This window comes from Zoogloea sp. (assembly GCF_044344315.1).
Classification (GTDB): Bacteria; Pseudomonadota; Gammaproteobacteria; order Burkholderiales; family Rhodocyclaceae; genus Zoogloea.
The window spans coordinates 57,071-71,800 of the sequence record NZ_JBIJDC010000009.1; the positions used below are offsets into that span (position 1 = coordinate 57,071).

Here is a 14,730-nt window from a genome sequence, read left to right on the forward strand (position 1 = left end):
TTTCCTTCTGTCCTTATGTCTTGAACGGGGACACCCCCTGCTCTCCATTATAGGGAGGACTGCAGCAGCCATGCGATGCCACCGCCGAGGCCGGCGCCCACCGCGAGCATGCCGCCGAGCACCCGCCAGCCAAGAGCGCTGCCGCCAAGGGTGAAGGCCAGCCCGGACTTGAACGCCAGGTTGGCGAGCATGGCCAGAAGGATGGCGACGGCTGCCGGCAGCGTCTCCACTTTGCCCACCGTGTGCAGGCGCAGGGTGGACAGGGTGATGGCGTCCACGTCGGTCAGGCCGGAGGCCAGGGCCAGCAGGTAGAGCCCGCCACGCCCGGCGATGTCCGACAGCCAGGCCGCGCACAGGAGCACGGCCGCGTAAAGCAGGCCAAAGCCGATGGCTGCGCGGAGTTCGGTCGGGTTGCGGGTCTCCGGGATGGGCAGGGCGTCCTTGCCGGCGAGTTGCCGCCAGTCACGGGCCAGCATGACGGCACCGAGCAGCACCGCCAGGGCGCAGCCGGTGGCCAGCAGGGGCACCACCGGGGCCGACAGGGCGCCGGCGATGGCCAGGATGCGCACCACCATGATCAGGTTGGCGAGCAGGATCACCAGGCTGGCGGTCGCGGTCATGGCCGGGTTTTCGCGGGCGTGACGGGCGAACACCATGGTCGTCGCCGTGCTCGACACCAGCCCGCCGAGCAGGCCCAGCAGGGGCGCCCCATAGCGTGCACCGACCAGGCGCAGGGCCATGTAGCCCGCCAGGCTGACGCCCGAGATGAGCACGATCATCAGCCACACTTGGTGGGGGTTGATGGCCTCGTAGGGGCCGAAGCCCCGGTTGGGCAGGATGGGCAGCACGATCAGTGACAGCACCGAGAACTGCAGGATGGAGCGCCAATCCTGGGGCGTCAGGCGCGATGCCACGCCCCGCAACTCGGACTTGAAGTAAAGCAGCATGGTGGAGCCCACCGCCGCCATCACGGCCAGCCGGCCGTGGCCCAGCCACACCATGGCACCGAGGGTGTAGCACACCAGCAGGGCGATCACCGAGGTGGTGCCAGGATCATTGGGCTCGGGCTGGCGGAAGTTGGCGGCGATGATCATCAGCGCCACCAGGGCGAAGCCTGCGATCAGCAGGGCCGGGGTGGCCAGCTGTTCGGTGAGCAGGGCGGCGATGGCGCCGAGCAGCCCGGTCAGCCCGAAGGTGCGCACGCCGGCCAGGGCCGCGGGGCGCCGCTCCCGCTCCAGGCCCATGAGCAGTCCGATGGCGGTGGCCAGCGCGAGGGCTTCCAGCTGGCGGGGTTCAAAGGGCAGCGAGAAGAGCATGGCGTGCTTTCAGGAGGCAGGAAGACACAATCAGCGGCAGAAGGCGAGGGGACATTGAGTAGAATTGCGCGGATGCGAACCCCTACGACACGTTGCTTCGCCATTGTGCCCGCAGCCGGGAGCGGCAGCCGGATGCGCAGCGAGCAACCCAAACAATATCTTTCCCTTCTCGGCGAGCCCCTGATCCGCCATACCCTGGCGGTTTTGTGCGAGTCGCCGGTGATCGACCGCGTTTACGTTGTGCTCTCGGTCGGTGACCAGGAGTGGGACCGCCACGACTGGACTTCGTTCGGCGACCGCCTGGTGCCGCTGTTCTGCGGTGGTGCGTCCCGTGCCGACAGCGTGCTCAATGGCCTGCGGGCCATTGCCGATGACGCCTCGGAGGGCGACTGGATCCTCGTCCATGACGCCGCCCGGCCGTGCCTGGCGCCCTGGCATATCGAGGGGCTGGTGCGCGAGCTGATGCATGACGAGGTGGGCGGCATTCTGGCCGTGCCGGTGGCCGATACCCTGAAGCGCGAGGACAGCACCCACCATATCGCCGGTACGGTGCCGCGGGAGGGCCTGTGGCAGGCCCAGACGCCGCAGATGTTCCGTTACGTGATGCTCAAGCGGGCCCTCGAAACCGCGCGCCAGGTGACCGACGAGGCCAGCGCCATTGAGGCCATGGGCCTGCGCCCGCGCCTGGTCAGGGGCGACCCCACCAACCTGAAAGTCACTTTCCCCCTCGACCTGCACCTGGCCGAGTGGATTCTCCAGCACCGCGAGGCTTGAAGATGCACGTTCCGTTTCGTATCGGCCAGGGGTTTGATGTTCATGCCCTGGTTCCCGGTCGCCCGCTGATCATCGGCGGCGTGACGATTCCCTTTGCCAAGGGCCTGCTCGGGCATTCCGACGCCGACGTGCTGCTCCACACCATCACCGATGCGCTGCTGGGTGCCGCAGGGCTGGGAGACATCGGCCGGCATTTCCCGGATACCGATCCGCGTTTCGAGGGGGCAGACTCCCGGGTGTTGCTGCGTGAAGCGGCGGCGGCGGCCCGTGCGGCCGGTTGGGTGACGGTGAATGTGGACGCCACGGTGATTGCCCGGGCGCCGCGCATCCTGCCCCACGTGCCGGCCATGGTGGCCAACATCGCGGCCGATCTGGGCATTGATCCGGCTGCCGTCAACATCAAGGGCAAGACCACCGAGAAGCTGGGTTTCACCGGCCGCGGCGAGGGCATCGCCGCCCAGGCCGTGGCGCTGATGGCGTGGGTGTAAGCCTGAGGGCAGAGCTGCAGAAGGCGTGATCCGCATGCGACGAAGCCGGCAATTGCCGGCTTCGTGCTTTCTGCTTACTGACTCACGGGCCTGCGCCGCCGGGCCACGCCGGCGAGACCGAAGGCTCCGAGGACCAGGGCCAGGGAGGCCGGTTCGGCCACCGTGGCAGCGGGCGGATCGATGATGATGATGTCGTTGGCGCAGAGCATCGTCCATTGCACGTCAAAGCTCTCGGAGGGGTTGCTGCCGACCCAGTGGTTGCCAAATACGGATACCGGGATCTCCAGCTCGTAGAACCAGTGATTTCCACCCAGCGTACCCATGTTGCCGAAGCTGTTGGAGATGACCATGTCGGCATTGCCCACATCGGTGCCGGTGTTGACCTTGGTGAGGTAGGTGGAGTTGGCGGGGTCGTAGACGCCGGGGGCGCTCCACAGGCCGGTGGCCCAGTCGGCATTGGTGGTGCTCACCACGTCGCCCTGCAGCAGGGTGCTGCTGCGGTTGGCAGTGAGAACGCCGAATTCAAAGCTGCCGTCACGGCCGAAGTCGATGGCGAAGTCGCCGCGGCCGTAGCTGTTGCTGCCGTTGGGAGTGCTCGGGTCGTGACCGGTGATCAGGCCCAGGGCCAGGTAGGTCTGGCCGTCGGTGCGGGTGTACCAGGTCAGGTAAAGGGCTTCGGCGTCGTAGGCCTGGCCGCCCCAGCCGGGGCTCAGGTAGCCGCCGTTGGCATTGCTCTGGTCTTCCACCGTGTACAGCACGCCGTTGTTCGGCGTCCACCCTGCGACGCTGCCATTGTTCCTGACACCCCAGTCGGCAAAGTTGCCGTCGATGGTCAGCGGATCTGCATGAGCGGGAAGGGCGATGACCGTGGTGACCAGGGCAAGGGCGAGGCCGGCGAGGGATGTAGTTTTCATGGGGCACACCAATCTGGATGGAATGGTGGCGAGAATAGGAGCCCGCGGCCGTCGGGCGGCGGCACTTCCTCACGGATGGTGCGTGGGTAGGGGCAAAAGAGCAGGCAGTTGCGACCCCGGTCACAGCTGCCTGCAAGCGCGGTGTACCCCTCGGGCCGGTCAACGCCGTCAGGACGGCGGATGGGCGCGGGGGAGCCGCGGGGAGGTCAGACGAACAGGCACTGCTCCAGGCGCCCGCACAGGGCGGGCTCGGGGGATTTGGTGTAGTCCTTCTCGAAGCGGTCGGTGACCAGCTGGGCGGTGGGGCGGTCCAGGGTGGCGTTGAGCATGCCCATGAAGGCGGGTGGGGCGATGAGAATGGCGCGGCCGAACTTGTTGTGGCTGCGGCCCATGTAAAGCTCCTTGGCCAGCATCTGGGCAAAGGCCCGTGCGGCGTTCTGCTTGGGTGGGGTGGCTTGTTCCCGGGCACCGTGGCCGCTGCCTGCGGCCTGCATCTGTCCGGCCCGGTCGGAGGCCAGGTCGGCGTTTTTCATGCGGCTTTCGGGGTGAGCGATCTCCTTCACCAGCTGCAGGCCTTTCTTGGGCCCCAGGTTGGCGTACAGACGGGCAAGACTCGCGTTGGCGACAAGAATCCAGGTGATGACCATGAGTTGCTCTCCACTTTCTGTCATGAATGCCGGAGCGGCCTAAGCAATGTAGACAGCCCCGCTGGGCAAATCAAAGGGAGCTTGTCTGATCCCCCGGTGCGGCCCGCCCGAGGCGGGCTTCACCCACGGCCGGGTCTTGTCCGAAGTAGCCGGAAAGCTGTTCGTAAACAGCGGGGTACTCGGATTTTAGGAGGCCGGGGGTTTCAAAGAAGGCCTCGCTCATCACGGCAAAGAACTCGGCAGGATGCTCGGCCCCGTAGGGGTCGAGGGCGGTGTCCTCGCCCTGGTCCACCCGGCTGCAGAAGTCGTCGTAGGCAGGCTGGAAGGCCCGCGCCCAGGCGCTGGCGGAGAGATGGGCGGGCAGCCGCGGGTAGCCATCCACTTCGCCGTTGCCCATGTCGAGTTTGTGGGCAAATTCGTGAATCACCACATTGATGCCATCGAAGGGGTTTTCGCCCTCGAACCACGACAGCAACACCGGACCGCCTTCCCAGGCCTCGCCGAGCACCTCGTCGTTGTACTCGTGCACGACGCCGTCCTCGTCGATGACGCTGCGGGGGATCACGAAGTCGCCCGGGTACACGATGATGCCCACCCAGTCGGCGTAGGCGTCCAGCCCGATGTTCAGCACCGGCAGGCAGGCCTGCAGGGCGATGGAGAGGAGGAGGGTGTCGGTGATGATCACTCCCTCGGCCCCATGCACCTGCTTGTCGGCGAGGAACTCGAGGGCCATGCGGCGCAGGCGCGGGCGGTCTTCCGGCGGCAGGTAGTCGAGAAAGGGCAGGCTGCTCTCGACGGCGCTCCACTGCTCGGGCGATATCGTGTGGCGGTCGGCGGCGCGCTGGCGTCGCCAGCGGCGAAAGGCGGAAAACATGGGCTCGGGAGAGGTGTCGATGAAACTGAAATGGCCGGCGTGGGGTCGGAGTGGCGCACCTGACATCACCGGCGGGGCGATCAAGATCAAACTTTCACTGCTCAGCCTATAGGATAATGCCGGCATGGTCGCCGTTACTCATTCGATATCCCAGTCCGTGTCCTCGTTGTCCTCAGCCGAGTTGCTGTGTGAGGGCCTGCTGCCCGACGATGCCCGCCGCGTTGGCGATGCCCTTGCCTGGGTCCAGCCCATCTATGAAAGCCGTACTCTCGGCACCCAGGAGCAGGTGTGGCAGCATGCCCTCGGCACGGCGCTGATTGCGGCATCCCTGCGCCTCGACGCGGACACCCGCATCGCGGCCCTGTGCTTTGCGGTGGGTGACGTGCTCGACCACCCTAACGAGGAAATCGTTACCCGTTACGGTGACAGCGTGGCCCGACTGGTGGATGGCTTGCGTCGCCTCAACGGCCTGCGTGTCATCACCCGCATGACCACCACTGCCAGCGCACCCGAGATCCGTGCCCAGAGCGAAGTGCTGCGCAAGATGCTGCTGGCCATGGTCGAGGACATCCGAGTGGTGCTGCTGCGGGTGGCGTCCCGCACCCAGACCCTGCGCTATTTCACCGACCACCCGGGCCGCACCCGCGAGTCCATCGCCCGCGAGAGCCTCGACATCTACGCCCCCCTGGCCAACCGGCTGGGCATCTGGCAACTCAAGTGGGAGCTGGAGGATCTCTCCTTCCGCTTTCTGGAGCCGGAGACCTACAAGCGCATCGCCCGCATGCTCGACGAGCGCCGGGTGGAGCGCGAGCAGTTCATCGTCGATGCGGTGGCGCGCCTCAAGAGCGAGGTGCAGGCCATCGGGGTGACGGCCGAGGTTTATGGTCGACCCAAACACATCTACAGCATCTACAACAAGATGCGCGCCAAGCGGCTGGATTTCTCGCAGATCTACGATGTGCGCGCCCTGCGCGTGCTGGTGGCCGAGGTGAAGGACTGCTACGCCGTGCTTGGCATCGTGCACCAGATCTGGACCCCGATCCCCAAGGAGTTCGACGACTACATCTCGATGCCCAAGGGCAACAACTACCAGTCCCTGCACACCGCCGTGTATGCCGGTGATGGTCGGGCCCTGGAGGTGCAGATCCGCACCCACGATATGCACAACCACGCCGAGCTCGGGGTGGCTGCTCACTGGCGTTACAAGGAAGGCAGCGGGCCCTCCAGCGGCGACTACGACGAGAAGATCGCCCTGCTGCGCAGCCTGCTGTCGTGGCGTGACGAGGTCACCGATTCGGCCGACTGGCTGGAACAGTTCAAGCGCGCCTCGCTGGATGACACCATCTACGTGCTCACGCCCCAGGGGCGGGTGATCGATCTGCCCCGCGGCGCGACGCCCATCGACTTTGCCTACCGGGTGCATACCGATCTCGGCCACCGCTGCCGCGGCGCCAAGGTCAATGGTCAATTGGTGACCCTCAACACCCCCCTGGAAAGCGGCCAGACGGTGGAGATCATGTCCACCAAGGAGGGCGGCCCGTCCCGTGACTGGCTCAACGCCCACCAGAGCTACGTGGCCACGCCGCGAGCCCGCCAGAAGATCAAGCAGTATTTCAGCGCCCTCGAAGAGGAAGAGCTGCTGGTGCGCGGGCGCAGTGTGCTGACCCGTGAGATTCAACGCGAGGGCCATGGTCAGGTCAATCTCGACGACCTGGCGACACGCCTTGGTTTCAAGGGGCCGGACGCCCTGTTCATCGCCGCCGGCCGTGGTGAGGTGGGGCCGCGGGCCATCCAGATTGCCCTGCGGGGGGCCGACTCCGTCGATGCGCCGTCCGAGACGCCCGAGGTCATCATCGGGCAGAGCCACCCGGGTGACGCAGGTGACACCATCCTGATCGTCGGCGTGGGCAAGCTGATGACTTCCCTGGGGCGCTGCTGCAAGCCGGCGCCACCGGATGCCATCCAGGGCTACGTGACCCGCGGGCGCGGCGTCTCCATCCATCGGGTCGAGTGCCGTGATTTTCAGCAGCTCGTGCGCTCCCATCCCGAACGGCTGATCAGCGCCCAGTGGGGTGGGGTGGCCACGCCCAAGGATGCCGTCTTCCCGGTGGACGTGCTGGTGCATGCCATGGACCGCCAGGGTCTGCTGCGCGATATCTCCGAAGTCCTGTCGCGGGAGAAGCTGAACGTGATCGCGGTCAACACCCTGAGCCGCAAGGGCGCGGCGCGCATGCGCTTCACCCTCGAAGTGCAGGGTGTGCACCTGATCCAGCGCGCCCTGACCCTGATCCGCGAAGTCAAGGGCGTCACCGACGTCGAGCGCGGCTGAGGCCCGGGCGTGCTCGTCCTCGAGCGGCATCATTACGCGTGGCTGTCCATTGCGGCAGCGCTGGCTACCATCGCCCTCAAGACCCTGGCGTGGTCGATCACAGGGTCGGTAGGCTTGCTGTCCGATGCGCTGGAGTCCTTCGTCAACCTGGCGGGGGCGGGCTTTGCCCTGTGGATGATCCTCATCACCCGCGATCCGCCCGACGGCACACATCCCTTCGGCCACGGCAAGGCGGAATATTTCTCCAGCGGCTTCGAGGGCTTTCTCATTCTTGGTGCCGCCGCGGCCATCATCTGGACAGCCAGCGAGCGCCTCATGGCCCCGCGCCCCATCGAGTCAGCCGGCTGGGGCCTGGCCTGGTCGGCGGCGGCCACCACCATCAACTTCGTGGTGGCCCGTGTTCTCGGCAAGGCCGGCGAGCGGCTCAACTCCATCGCTCTGCGGGCCGACTCCCGCCATCTCATGACCGACGTGTGGACCTCGGTAGGGGTCATTGTCGGGGTCTCCCTGGTGGCCTGGACGGGCTGGCTGATGCTGGACCCGTTGATTGCGATCCTGGTTGGCCTGCATATCGCGTGGGAGGCCGTCGGCCTGCTGCGGGAGTCGGTGGATGGGTTGATGGACCGAAGCCTCGACGCCGACAGCGTGGCCCGGGCCCGGGCGGTACTCGACGCCTATCAGGCCCGCGGGGTGCACTACCAGGGCTTGCGCACCCGCCAGGCCGGGGCGTCGTCTTTCCTGCAGGTGGTCGTGCTGGTGCCGGGTGACTGGTCGGTTCGCTACGGACACGCCCTCCTCGACGAGATCGAGGCTGCCCTCGAAACCGCCATTCCGGGCCTCGAAGTCACCACCCATCTCGAGCCTCTGCCTTGAGCCCGCGGCCTGTTTGATAAGATTGGGCATCTACCGATCTTCTGGACTGTTTCAATGATCTTCGTGTTGTCCCCGGCCAAGGCCCTCGATTACGAGTCGCCCCTGAGCACTTCCCGTTTCACCGAGCCCGATTACCTGGACGATGCCGCGCAGCTGATTGCCGGCCTGCGTGAGCTGTCCCACGCCGAGGTGGCTCGCCTGATGGACCTGTCCGACCCCCTGGCGGCTCTCAACGTGGCCCGCTACGCCGAGTGGTCGCAACCCTTCACACCGGCAAATGCCCGCCCGGCCGTGCTGGCCTTCAATGGCGATGTGTATGACGGCCTTGAGGCGCGCAGCCTCTCCGAGACCGATCTGGACTACGCCCAGCAGCATCTGCGCATCCTCTCCGGTCTGTATGGCCTCCTCAAACCCCTTGACCTGATGCAGCCCTACCGGCTGGAAATGGGTACGCGCTTTGCCAACGCGCGGGGCAAGGACTTGTATGCCTTCTGGGGAATGACCCAGACCGAGGCGCTCAATCACCTGCTGGCTGCCGAGGATGAGGCTGGCCGCGAAGCCGTGCTTGTGAACCTGGCCTCGGAGGAGTACTTCAAGTCGGTCAAGCGGGCCCGCCTGCAGGGCCGCCTGCTCGACATCGGCTTTGAGGACTGGAAGGGCGGGCGTTACAAAATCATCAGTTTCTATGCCAAACGTGCCCGCGGCCTGATGGCCCGCTATGCCATCACCCGGCAGGTGCAGGAGGTCGAGCAGCTCAAGGACTTCGCTGCTGATGGCTATGCCTTCGCGCCGGAGGCATCGGACGAGAGCCGCTGGGTGTTCCGGCGGCGTCAGGACTGAGGGAGGGCAGGGAATGGCCCATCCTGACAAGGTGGCGGGTCTGGTCCGCATGAAGAGGCTGGCAACGGGCGGGCTCGTCGCCGTCGCGCTGTTGCTGGTGCTGGCCCGTATCCAGGGGTGGGGCTGGGTGGCTGCGTTTGCCGAGGCCGCACTGATCGGCGCCCTGGCCGACTGGTTCGCTGTGGTGGCTCTGTTTCGCCACCCCCTTGGCCTGCCGATTCCCCACACGGCCATCCTGCCCCGCAACAAGGCGCGTCTGGCTGACAACCTGGCGGAGTTCATCCGCGATCGTTTTCTCGATACCGCATCCCTGGTGGCACGCCTGCGTTCCGCCCAGCCCGCCGACAGGCTGGCGGCCTGGCTCCGGCAGCCCGCCAACGCCGACCTGCTGGCCGGCCGGCTGGTGGTGGTGTTTGCCGAAGCGGTGGATTTCATGGACGACCCGCGGGTGCGGCGGCTGTTTCTCCACGCCCTGCGGCGCCGGGCCGGCAGCCTCGACATGGCCGATGGCCTCGGTCGCCTGCTGGAAGTGATGACCGAGCACGGCCGCCACCAGGCCCTGCTCGACGAGGGCATCGAGCGCCTCGGCCATTGGCTCGAAGAACCGGGCGTTCGGCAGGGCTTTGCCGGCATGATCGTGGACGTGGCCGGTCGCGAATATCCCAAAGTGGTGGCAATGCTGGGCCTGGTTGGAATCAACCCTGCGGAACTGGGCGAGCGGGTGTCGGCGGGCATCATTGCCGGCGTGCAGGGCCTGCTCGACGAGGTCGCCCAGGACCCGTCCCATCCGCGCCGCCAGGCCTTCGATGAGCTGGTGGCCACCTACGTCGGCCGGCTTGGCCAGGATCAGGCCTTCCGTGCCCGGGTGGATCAGGCCAAGCGGGAGTTTCTGGCCCACCCGGCGGTGGGCACCGCCCTGCGCGACCTGTGGGATGACCTGCGCGCCTGGCTGGGTCGGGACATGCAGCGCGCCGATTCCCGGGTGCGCCGTCACCTGGCCTCTGCCACTGTGGCCCTGGGCGCGAGCCTTGCCGACAACCCGGCTCTGCGCGAGTCCTTCAACGAACACCTGGAACGTACCGTCGAAACCCTGGCACCCGAGCTGCGTGATGGCCTGGCCCACCACATTGCCACCACCATGAAGGCCTGGAAGGACGAGGATCTGGTCCGCGAGGTCGAGGTCAGCGTCGGTCGCGACCTGCAGTTCATCCGCCTCAATGGCACCTTCGTCGGTGGCCTCATCGGCCTTGCCCTCTACGCCCTGACCCAATACGCAGCCTGACTTTCTTATCATGAGCCTTCGCATCAGCAGCAATTTCGATTCCGGCGCCATTGAGGTGCTGTCCCTGGCGCGTGCCGACGACATCCGCCTGCGCATCCGGGCGGATCAGGGGGTGGATGGCGACGCGGCCTTTCGCCAGTGGTTCCACTTCCGTCTCCACGGTGCAGCAGGTCAGGCCGTGCGCCTGGTCTTCGAGAATGCCGCCGAGGCCGCCTACCCGGACGGTTGGCCCGACTACCGCTGTGTGGCCTCCTATGACCGGCGCAACTGGTTCCGCGTCCGCGGCACCCGCTACGAGAACGGCCAGCTCGTTGTCGAGCACACGCCTGAACGCAACAGCATCTACTACGCCTACTTCGAGCCCTATTCTCACGAGCGCCACCTGGATCTGCTCGGCCGCGTGGAGATGTCGCCGTTCGCCTCGGTCACCAACCTGGGCGCCACGGTGGAAGGGCGTGACCTGGACCTCGTCACCGTCGGGCGCCCCGGGCCGGGCAAGGCCCCGGTGTGGATCATCGCCCGCCAGCACCCGGGCGAGAGCATGGCCGAGTGGTTCGTCGAGGGGCTCCTCGAACGCCTGCTCGACGGCGCCGACCCGGTGGCACGGCGCATCCGTGAGAAGGCCGTGCTCTACATCGTCCCCAACATGAACCCCGATGGCGCGATTCGCGGCAACCTGCGCACCAATGCGGCCGGCGCCAACCTCAACCGGGAATGGCGCGAGCCCAGCCTTGAGCGCAGCCCCGAGGTACTGCTCGTGCGCGAGGCCATGGAGGCCAGCGGGGTGGAGCTCTTCCTCGACATCCATGGCGACGAGGCCCTGCCTTACGTGTTCTTCTCGACCGCCGAGGAGGTGCCCGGCTTCACCGATACCCAGCGGGTGCGCCAGGCCCGCTTTGTCGAAGCCTTCAGGGCGGCCAGCCCCGATTTCCAGACCGAACACGGCTACCTCAACGGCCGCTTCCGCGACGAGCTGCTGACCCTCGCCTCCAAGTGGGTGGCCCATCGCTTCGGCTGCGTGTCCCTGACCCTGGAGATGCCTTTCAAGGACAACGCCAACCTGCCCGACGGCATCGTTGGCTGGAACGGCGAGCGCAGCAAGCGTCTCGGGGCAGCCATGCTCAATCCCATTCTGGGGCACTTCACCCCCTGACTCCGGGACGACCGGATCTGTTCAGCCTGGCGTATCGCGGTAGAGATTCAAGATTGTGTGTGGTGTTCCGTTACTGGACAGGTCAGTCACGGAACGCGTCCTTGCGTCCGGGTCATGCGTGGCAGCCCTGGTACGGGGACTCGCTGGCGTCTGGATGTCCCTGACTGGCAAGGCAGCGTAATGATTCGAAAAAAACTTTGAAATCGTGTCATCCAGCCAGCTGACGTTTGCGTTAAGGACACACAGGCGCGAAATCGCCGGTTTTCACAGGAGAAGTCGATGGGCAGTTATTGCAACGAGTCCTACGCAGAGTTTCTGGATTCCCTCAAGGCCGCGGGTGTCGTGATCCGCAATGAAGTTGAAGTGCGGGAACGGCTGGCTGAATCCCAGCGCTGGCGCAGTGCCTTCATGACCCTGGCCGCCAACGGTCGCACGATCGGTATCGAGTTTACCGTGGCCGGCAAGGGCAGTGATCCCCGCGCTGTGCAGCGTGTGCTGGCCGAACATGCCTTCCCGGCCGAGAAGGAAGCCGCATTCATCGCCCAGCTTACCGCTGATCGCTGAGCGCCAAACCGGGCTCCGGCGGTTCAATCCGGAGCAGTGATCAGGCCCTTCCTCCTTCCGGAGGCGGGGCTTTTTCTTGTCTGGCCGAGCTATCTCCGGTCCGGCGCAGCAAGGCCTGCCCCATCTTGATGGGCGAGCCTTCTGCCACACCCGGGCACAGTTCGAAGCCCTTCGGCACAAAGACGATGATGGTCGAGCCGTGTTCGAACCAGCCCATCTCCTGCCCCTTGCCAAACACCGCATCAGACGGAATCTCGCCTGGCCCCCGATAGCGCAGGTGCAGGAGCACGTCGAGCCAGTGCAGGCGGATGCTGGCCACCAGGATCGCCGCGACAGGGACCAGGGTCAGCAGCGCGTTGCTTCCCGCCAGGCGGGCCCGGATCACCGCCCGTTCGTTCTTGCAGTAGAGCCGGTCGACGCGCTTGAGGGCGGCAGGATTGACGTTCCAGGTGTCCCCCGACAGATAGGTGACGTGCTCCACGCGGAGATCGGCCGGGGCGTGGAAGCGGTGATACATGCTCGACTTGAGGCGCAGGGTGACGTAACTCCCGTCGCGGCAGCTTTCCACCAGCGCCTCGTTGCCGAGCAGGTCGATCAGCGGGTAGGGCGCGCCCTTGGCCTGCAGGGCGGTGGTGCCGGCGAGCGGGCCGCAGGCGCCGACGATGGCATCGCAGGGGCTGCTCAGCACGGCCGGATCGTCGTCGATGGGTCTGGACCCGGGCTTCAGCTCGCGGGTGAAGCAGTCATGCATGCTCCTGAAGTGACTGCGCCGAGCTTCCGACAGGTCGAGATCGGCAAAAAGGCGCCAGATGCCGATGGATGCACGGGCCACCAGTGGGTTCTCGATCTTGCTGAACCAGCCCATGAAACGCGTCAGCAGGGCCCGGGGCAGGCGATTGGTGAGCAGGAAATTGAGGTCTTCCTGTTCGAGGATGCGGGCAGCGAGGCTGCGGCGGGGAGGTGGGTTATTCATGGCGCTGTAACGGGGGTCGGTTAAATCAGTCATCTTTCAGTTGTGGAGTGAGTGCCCGTGGAAGATGCAATGGTGTTGGCCGGTCTGGGAGCGATCGTGTTGCCCGGACTGGTCTTGAAGGCGAAGCGCCGGCTGGAGCTGTCGAGGGGCAAACACCCGTCCCTGGGCGGTCACGCCAAGATGTCCCGGCGGGTGGCGAAGCTGCTGCCCTTTTATGAATACGACGAGGCGGGGTTTTTCAACTCCGACGATGCACCGGCCGAGGTCGTGGCCCTGCGCCGGGCGGGCTTCTTTCGTCTCGCGGGGATCTACCAGCAGCGGTTTGCGGCCAGTGCGGCCCTGACTGCCGAAGCCCAGGAGGCGGTGTCGGACCTGCAGTTCACCAGCGCCTACCGGGTGCCCTTCCAGTACAGCCGTTTCCTGCGTCAGCACCTTAAGGGCGGCGCCTTCCTCGAGGCCTCGTCCGGCGTCACCGTGACCGACCTGGATGGCAACGTCTTCTATGACCTGGGCGGCGCCTATGGCGTGAATGTGTTCGGCTACGACTTCTACAAGGAGTGCATGGCCCTCGGCAGTGAGCGGGTTGAGGCGCTGGGGCCGGTGCTCGGGTCCTACCACCCGCTGCTCGCCAGCAATGTGAAGCGCCTGCAGGCGATTTCCGGCCTGGACGAGGTGTCCTTCCACATGTCGGGTACCGAGGCGGTGATGCAGGCCGTGCGCCTGGCCCGCTACCACACCGGCCGGACCCACCTGGTGCGCTTCTGCGGGGCCTACCACGGCTGGTGGGGCGAGGTGCAGCCCGGTGTCGGCAACCCCACCGCGGCCAATCAGACCTACACGCTCCGCGACATGCACGCCGATGCCCTGCGCGTGCTGCGTCGGCGCAGGGACATTGCCTGTGTGCTGATCAATCCGCTGCAGGCCCTGCATCCCAACGGCTCCGCGCCAGGGGATTCGTCCCTGGTGGATAGCAGCCGCCGCGCCGGCTTTGACAAGGCGGCCTACTCGGCCTGGCTGAAGGAGTTGCGCCAGGTGTGCGACGAGCGGGGCATCGTGCTGATCTTCGACGAGGTCTTCGTGGGCTTTCGTCTGGCGCGGGGTGGGGCTCAGGAATACTTCGGCGTTCAGGCCGACATGGTGACCTACGGCAAGACCCTGGGCGGTGGCCTGCCGGTGGGCGTGGTGTGCGGCAAACGCCACCTGATGAAACGTTACCGGGACGATCGGCCCGCTGACATCTGCTTTGCCCGCGGCACCTTCAACTCCCACCCCTGGGTGATGGGGGCGATGGCCGAGTTTCTGGAGCGCATCGACACACCGGAGGTGCAGGCCCTGTATGACGGTCTCGACACCCGCTGGAATGCCCGCGCGGCGCGCCTCAACGCGCGTCTGGAGGAGGCTGGCCTGCCCCTGCGGGTGGCGAATCTGTCCACCATCTGGACGGTGACCTATACCCGGCCGAGCCGCTACAACTGGATGCTCCAGTACTACCTGCGTGCCGAGGGCCTGGCCCTGAGCTGGGTCGGTACCGGGCGCTTCATCTTCAGCCTCAACTACACCGACAGCCACTTTGCCGAGGTGGAGGCGCGCATCGTGGCCGCAGCGCGACGCATGGCGGCGGATGGCTGGTGGTGGAGTGACGGGACGCTGACCGACAAGGGCATACGCCGGCGCATCCTGAAGGAGATGCTGGTCCATCGTTT

General features: G+C 66.2%; 14 protein-coding genes. 9 read left to right on the forward strand and 5 right to left on the reverse strand.

Going from position 1 to position 14,730, the window contains the following annotated elements; translation table 11 throughout:
* Window positions 1-47: 47 nt before the first annotated feature.
* Window positions 48-1,316 carry an MgtC/SapB family protein gene (locus ACIQ09_RS03520; RefSeq protein WP_398306187.1) on the reverse strand — a complete coding sequence of 423 codons (1,269 nt, stop codon included), beginning with the start codon at window positions 1,314-1,316 and terminating at the stop codon, window positions 48-50.
* Between the two features lie 72 nt (window positions 1,317-1,388).
* On the opposite strand from ACIQ09_RS03520, the gene ispD reads away from it, so the two are divergent.
* Window positions 1,389-2,090 carry a 2-C-methyl-D-erythritol 4-phosphate cytidylyltransferase gene (gene ispD, locus ACIQ09_RS03525; RefSeq protein ID WP_398306190.1) on the forward strand — a complete coding sequence of 234 codons (702 nt, stop codon included), beginning with the start codon at window positions 1,389-1,391 and terminating at the stop codon, window positions 2,088-2,090.
* Window positions 2,091-2,092: 2 nt separating this feature from the next.
* Window positions 2,093-2,578 (forward strand): 2-C-methyl-D-erythritol 2,4-cyclodiphosphate synthase, encoded by a 486-nt coding sequence (gene ispF / locus ACIQ09_RS03530; RefSeq protein WP_398306193.1) that lies wholly within the window; start codon window positions 2,093-2,095, stop codon window positions 2,576-2,578.
* 74 nt (window positions 2,579-2,652) lie between these two features.
* On the opposite strand, the gene ACIQ09_RS03535 is transcribed toward ispF, so the two are convergent.
* The 3 genes from ACIQ09_RS03535 to ACIQ09_RS03545 all read right to left on the reverse strand — a co-directional run bounded on the left by ACIQ09_RS03535 (window position 2,653) and on the right by ACIQ09_RS03545 (window position 5,013).
* A complete protein-coding gene (locus ACIQ09_RS03535) occupies window positions 2,653-3,492 on the reverse strand; it encodes a hypothetical protein (protein ID WP_398306196.1) in 840 nt (279 codons plus the stop codon).
* Window positions 3,493-3,698: 206 nt separating this feature from the next.
* The gene (locus ACIQ09_RS03540; protein WP_398306199.1) at window positions 3,699-4,139 is read right to left on the reverse strand and encodes a host attachment protein; all 441 of its coding nucleotides are present in this window, start codon (window positions 4,137-4,139) and stop codon (window positions 3,699-3,701) included.
* Between the two features lie 70 nt (window positions 4,140-4,209).
* A complete protein-coding gene (locus ACIQ09_RS03545) occupies window positions 4,210-5,013 on the reverse strand; it encodes a zinc-dependent peptidase (RefSeq protein ID WP_398306202.1) in 804 nt (267 codons plus the stop codon).
* Between the two features lie 124 nt (window positions 5,014-5,137).
* Between ACIQ09_RS03545 and ACIQ09_RS03550 the strand changes: the two genes are divergently transcribed.
* From ACIQ09_RS03550 to ACIQ09_RS03575, 6 genes are all read left to right on the forward strand, one after another.
* Window positions 5,138-7,342, forward strand: a complete 2,205-nt coding sequence (locus ACIQ09_RS03550; RefSeq protein WP_398306205.1) for a RelA/SpoT family protein — start codon at window positions 5,138-5,140, stop codon at window positions 7,340-7,342.
* Between the two features lie 9 nt (window positions 7,343-7,351).
* The gene (locus ACIQ09_RS03555; protein WP_398306209.1) at window positions 7,352-8,215 is read left to right on the forward strand and encodes a cation diffusion facilitator family transporter; all 864 of its coding nucleotides are present in this window, start codon (window positions 7,352-7,354) and stop codon (window positions 8,213-8,215) included.
* A gap of 54 nt (window positions 8,216-8,269) precedes the next feature.
* Window positions 8,270-9,055: a peroxide stress protein YaaA gene (gene yaaA, locus ACIQ09_RS03560; RefSeq protein WP_398306212.1), complete on the forward strand. Its 786-nt coding sequence runs from the start codon at window positions 8,270-8,272 to the stop codon at window positions 9,053-9,055.
* Between the two features lie 13 nt (window positions 9,056-9,068).
* Window positions 9,069-10,337 carry a DUF445 domain-containing protein gene (locus ACIQ09_RS03565; protein WP_398306215.1) on the forward strand — a complete coding sequence of 423 codons (1,269 nt, stop codon included), beginning with the start codon at window positions 9,069-9,071 and terminating at the stop codon, window positions 10,335-10,337.
* 10 nt (window positions 10,338-10,347) lie between these two features.
* Window positions 10,348-11,490 (forward strand): M14-type cytosolic carboxypeptidase, encoded by a 1,143-nt coding sequence (locus ACIQ09_RS03570; RefSeq protein WP_398306218.1) that lies wholly within the window; start codon window positions 10,348-10,350, stop codon window positions 11,488-11,490.
* A 279-nt stretch (window positions 11,491-11,769) separates the two neighbouring features.
* Window positions 11,770-12,054 carry a hypothetical protein gene (locus tag ACIQ09_RS03575; RefSeq protein WP_398306221.1) on the forward strand — a complete coding sequence of 95 codons (285 nt, stop codon included), beginning with the start codon at window positions 11,770-11,772 and terminating at the stop codon, window positions 12,052-12,054.
* A gap of 40 nt (window positions 12,055-12,094) precedes the next feature.
* On the opposite strand, the gene asd is transcribed toward ACIQ09_RS03575, so the two are convergent.
* Window positions 12,095-13,060 (reverse strand): archaetidylserine decarboxylase, encoded by a 966-nt coding sequence (asd, locus tag ACIQ09_RS03580; RefSeq protein ID WP_398306224.1) that lies wholly within the window; start codon window positions 13,058-13,060, stop codon window positions 12,095-12,097.
* A 24-nt stretch (window positions 13,061-13,084) separates the two neighbouring features.
* Between asd and ACIQ09_RS03585 the strand changes: the two genes are divergently transcribed.
* Window positions 13,085-14,730: aminotransferase class III-fold pyridoxal phosphate-dependent enzyme (locus ACIQ09_RS03585; RefSeq protein WP_398306227.1), on the forward strand; the 1,646-nt coding region annotated here is incomplete at its 3' end.

Excerpts from the sequence above, each read along its gene's own strand:
- ACIQ09_RS03520 (WP_398306187.1), bottom strand. The coding sequence starts at position 1,316 with ATGCTCTTCTCGCTGCCCTTTGAACCCCGCCAGCTGGAAGCCCTCGCG.
- ispD (WP_398306190.1), top strand. The coding sequence starts at position 1,389 with ATGCGAACCCCTACGACACGTTGCTTCGCCATTGTGCCCGCAGCCGGG.
- ispF (WP_398306193.1), top strand. The coding sequence starts at position 2,093 with ATGCACGTTCCGTTTCGTATCGGCCAGGGGTTTGATGTTCATGCCCTG.
- ACIQ09_RS03535 (WP_398306196.1), bottom strand. The coding sequence starts at position 3,492 with ATGAAAACTACATCCCTCGCCGGCCTCGCCCTTGCCCTGGTCACCACG.
- ACIQ09_RS03540 (WP_398306199.1), bottom strand. The coding sequence starts at position 4,139 with ATGGTCATCACCTGGATTCTTGTCGCCAACGCGAGTCTTGCCCGTCTG.
- ACIQ09_RS03545 (WP_398306202.1), bottom strand. The coding sequence starts at position 5,013 with ATGTTTTCCGCCTTTCGCCGCTGGCGACGCCAGCGCGCCGCCGACCGC.
- ACIQ09_RS03550 (WP_398306205.1), top strand. The coding sequence starts at position 5,138 with ATGGTCGCCGTTACTCATTCGATATCCCAGTCCGTGTCCTCGTTGTCC.
- yaaA (WP_398306212.1), top strand. The coding sequence starts at position 8,270 with ATGATCTTCGTGTTGTCCCCGGCCAAGGCCCTCGATTACGAGTCGCCC.
- ACIQ09_RS03565 (WP_398306215.1), top strand. The coding sequence starts at position 9,069 with ATGGCCCATCCTGACAAGGTGGCGGGTCTGGTCCGCATGAAGAGGCTG.
- ACIQ09_RS03570 (WP_398306218.1), top strand. The coding sequence starts at position 10,348 with ATGAGCCTTCGCATCAGCAGCAATTTCGATTCCGGCGCCATTGAGGTG.
- ACIQ09_RS03575 (WP_398306221.1), top strand. The coding sequence starts at position 11,770 with ATGGGCAGTTATTGCAACGAGTCCTACGCAGAGTTTCTGGATTCCCTC.
- asd (WP_398306224.1), bottom strand. The coding sequence starts at position 13,060 with ATGACTGATTTAACCGACCCCCGTTACAGCGCCATGAATAACCCACCT.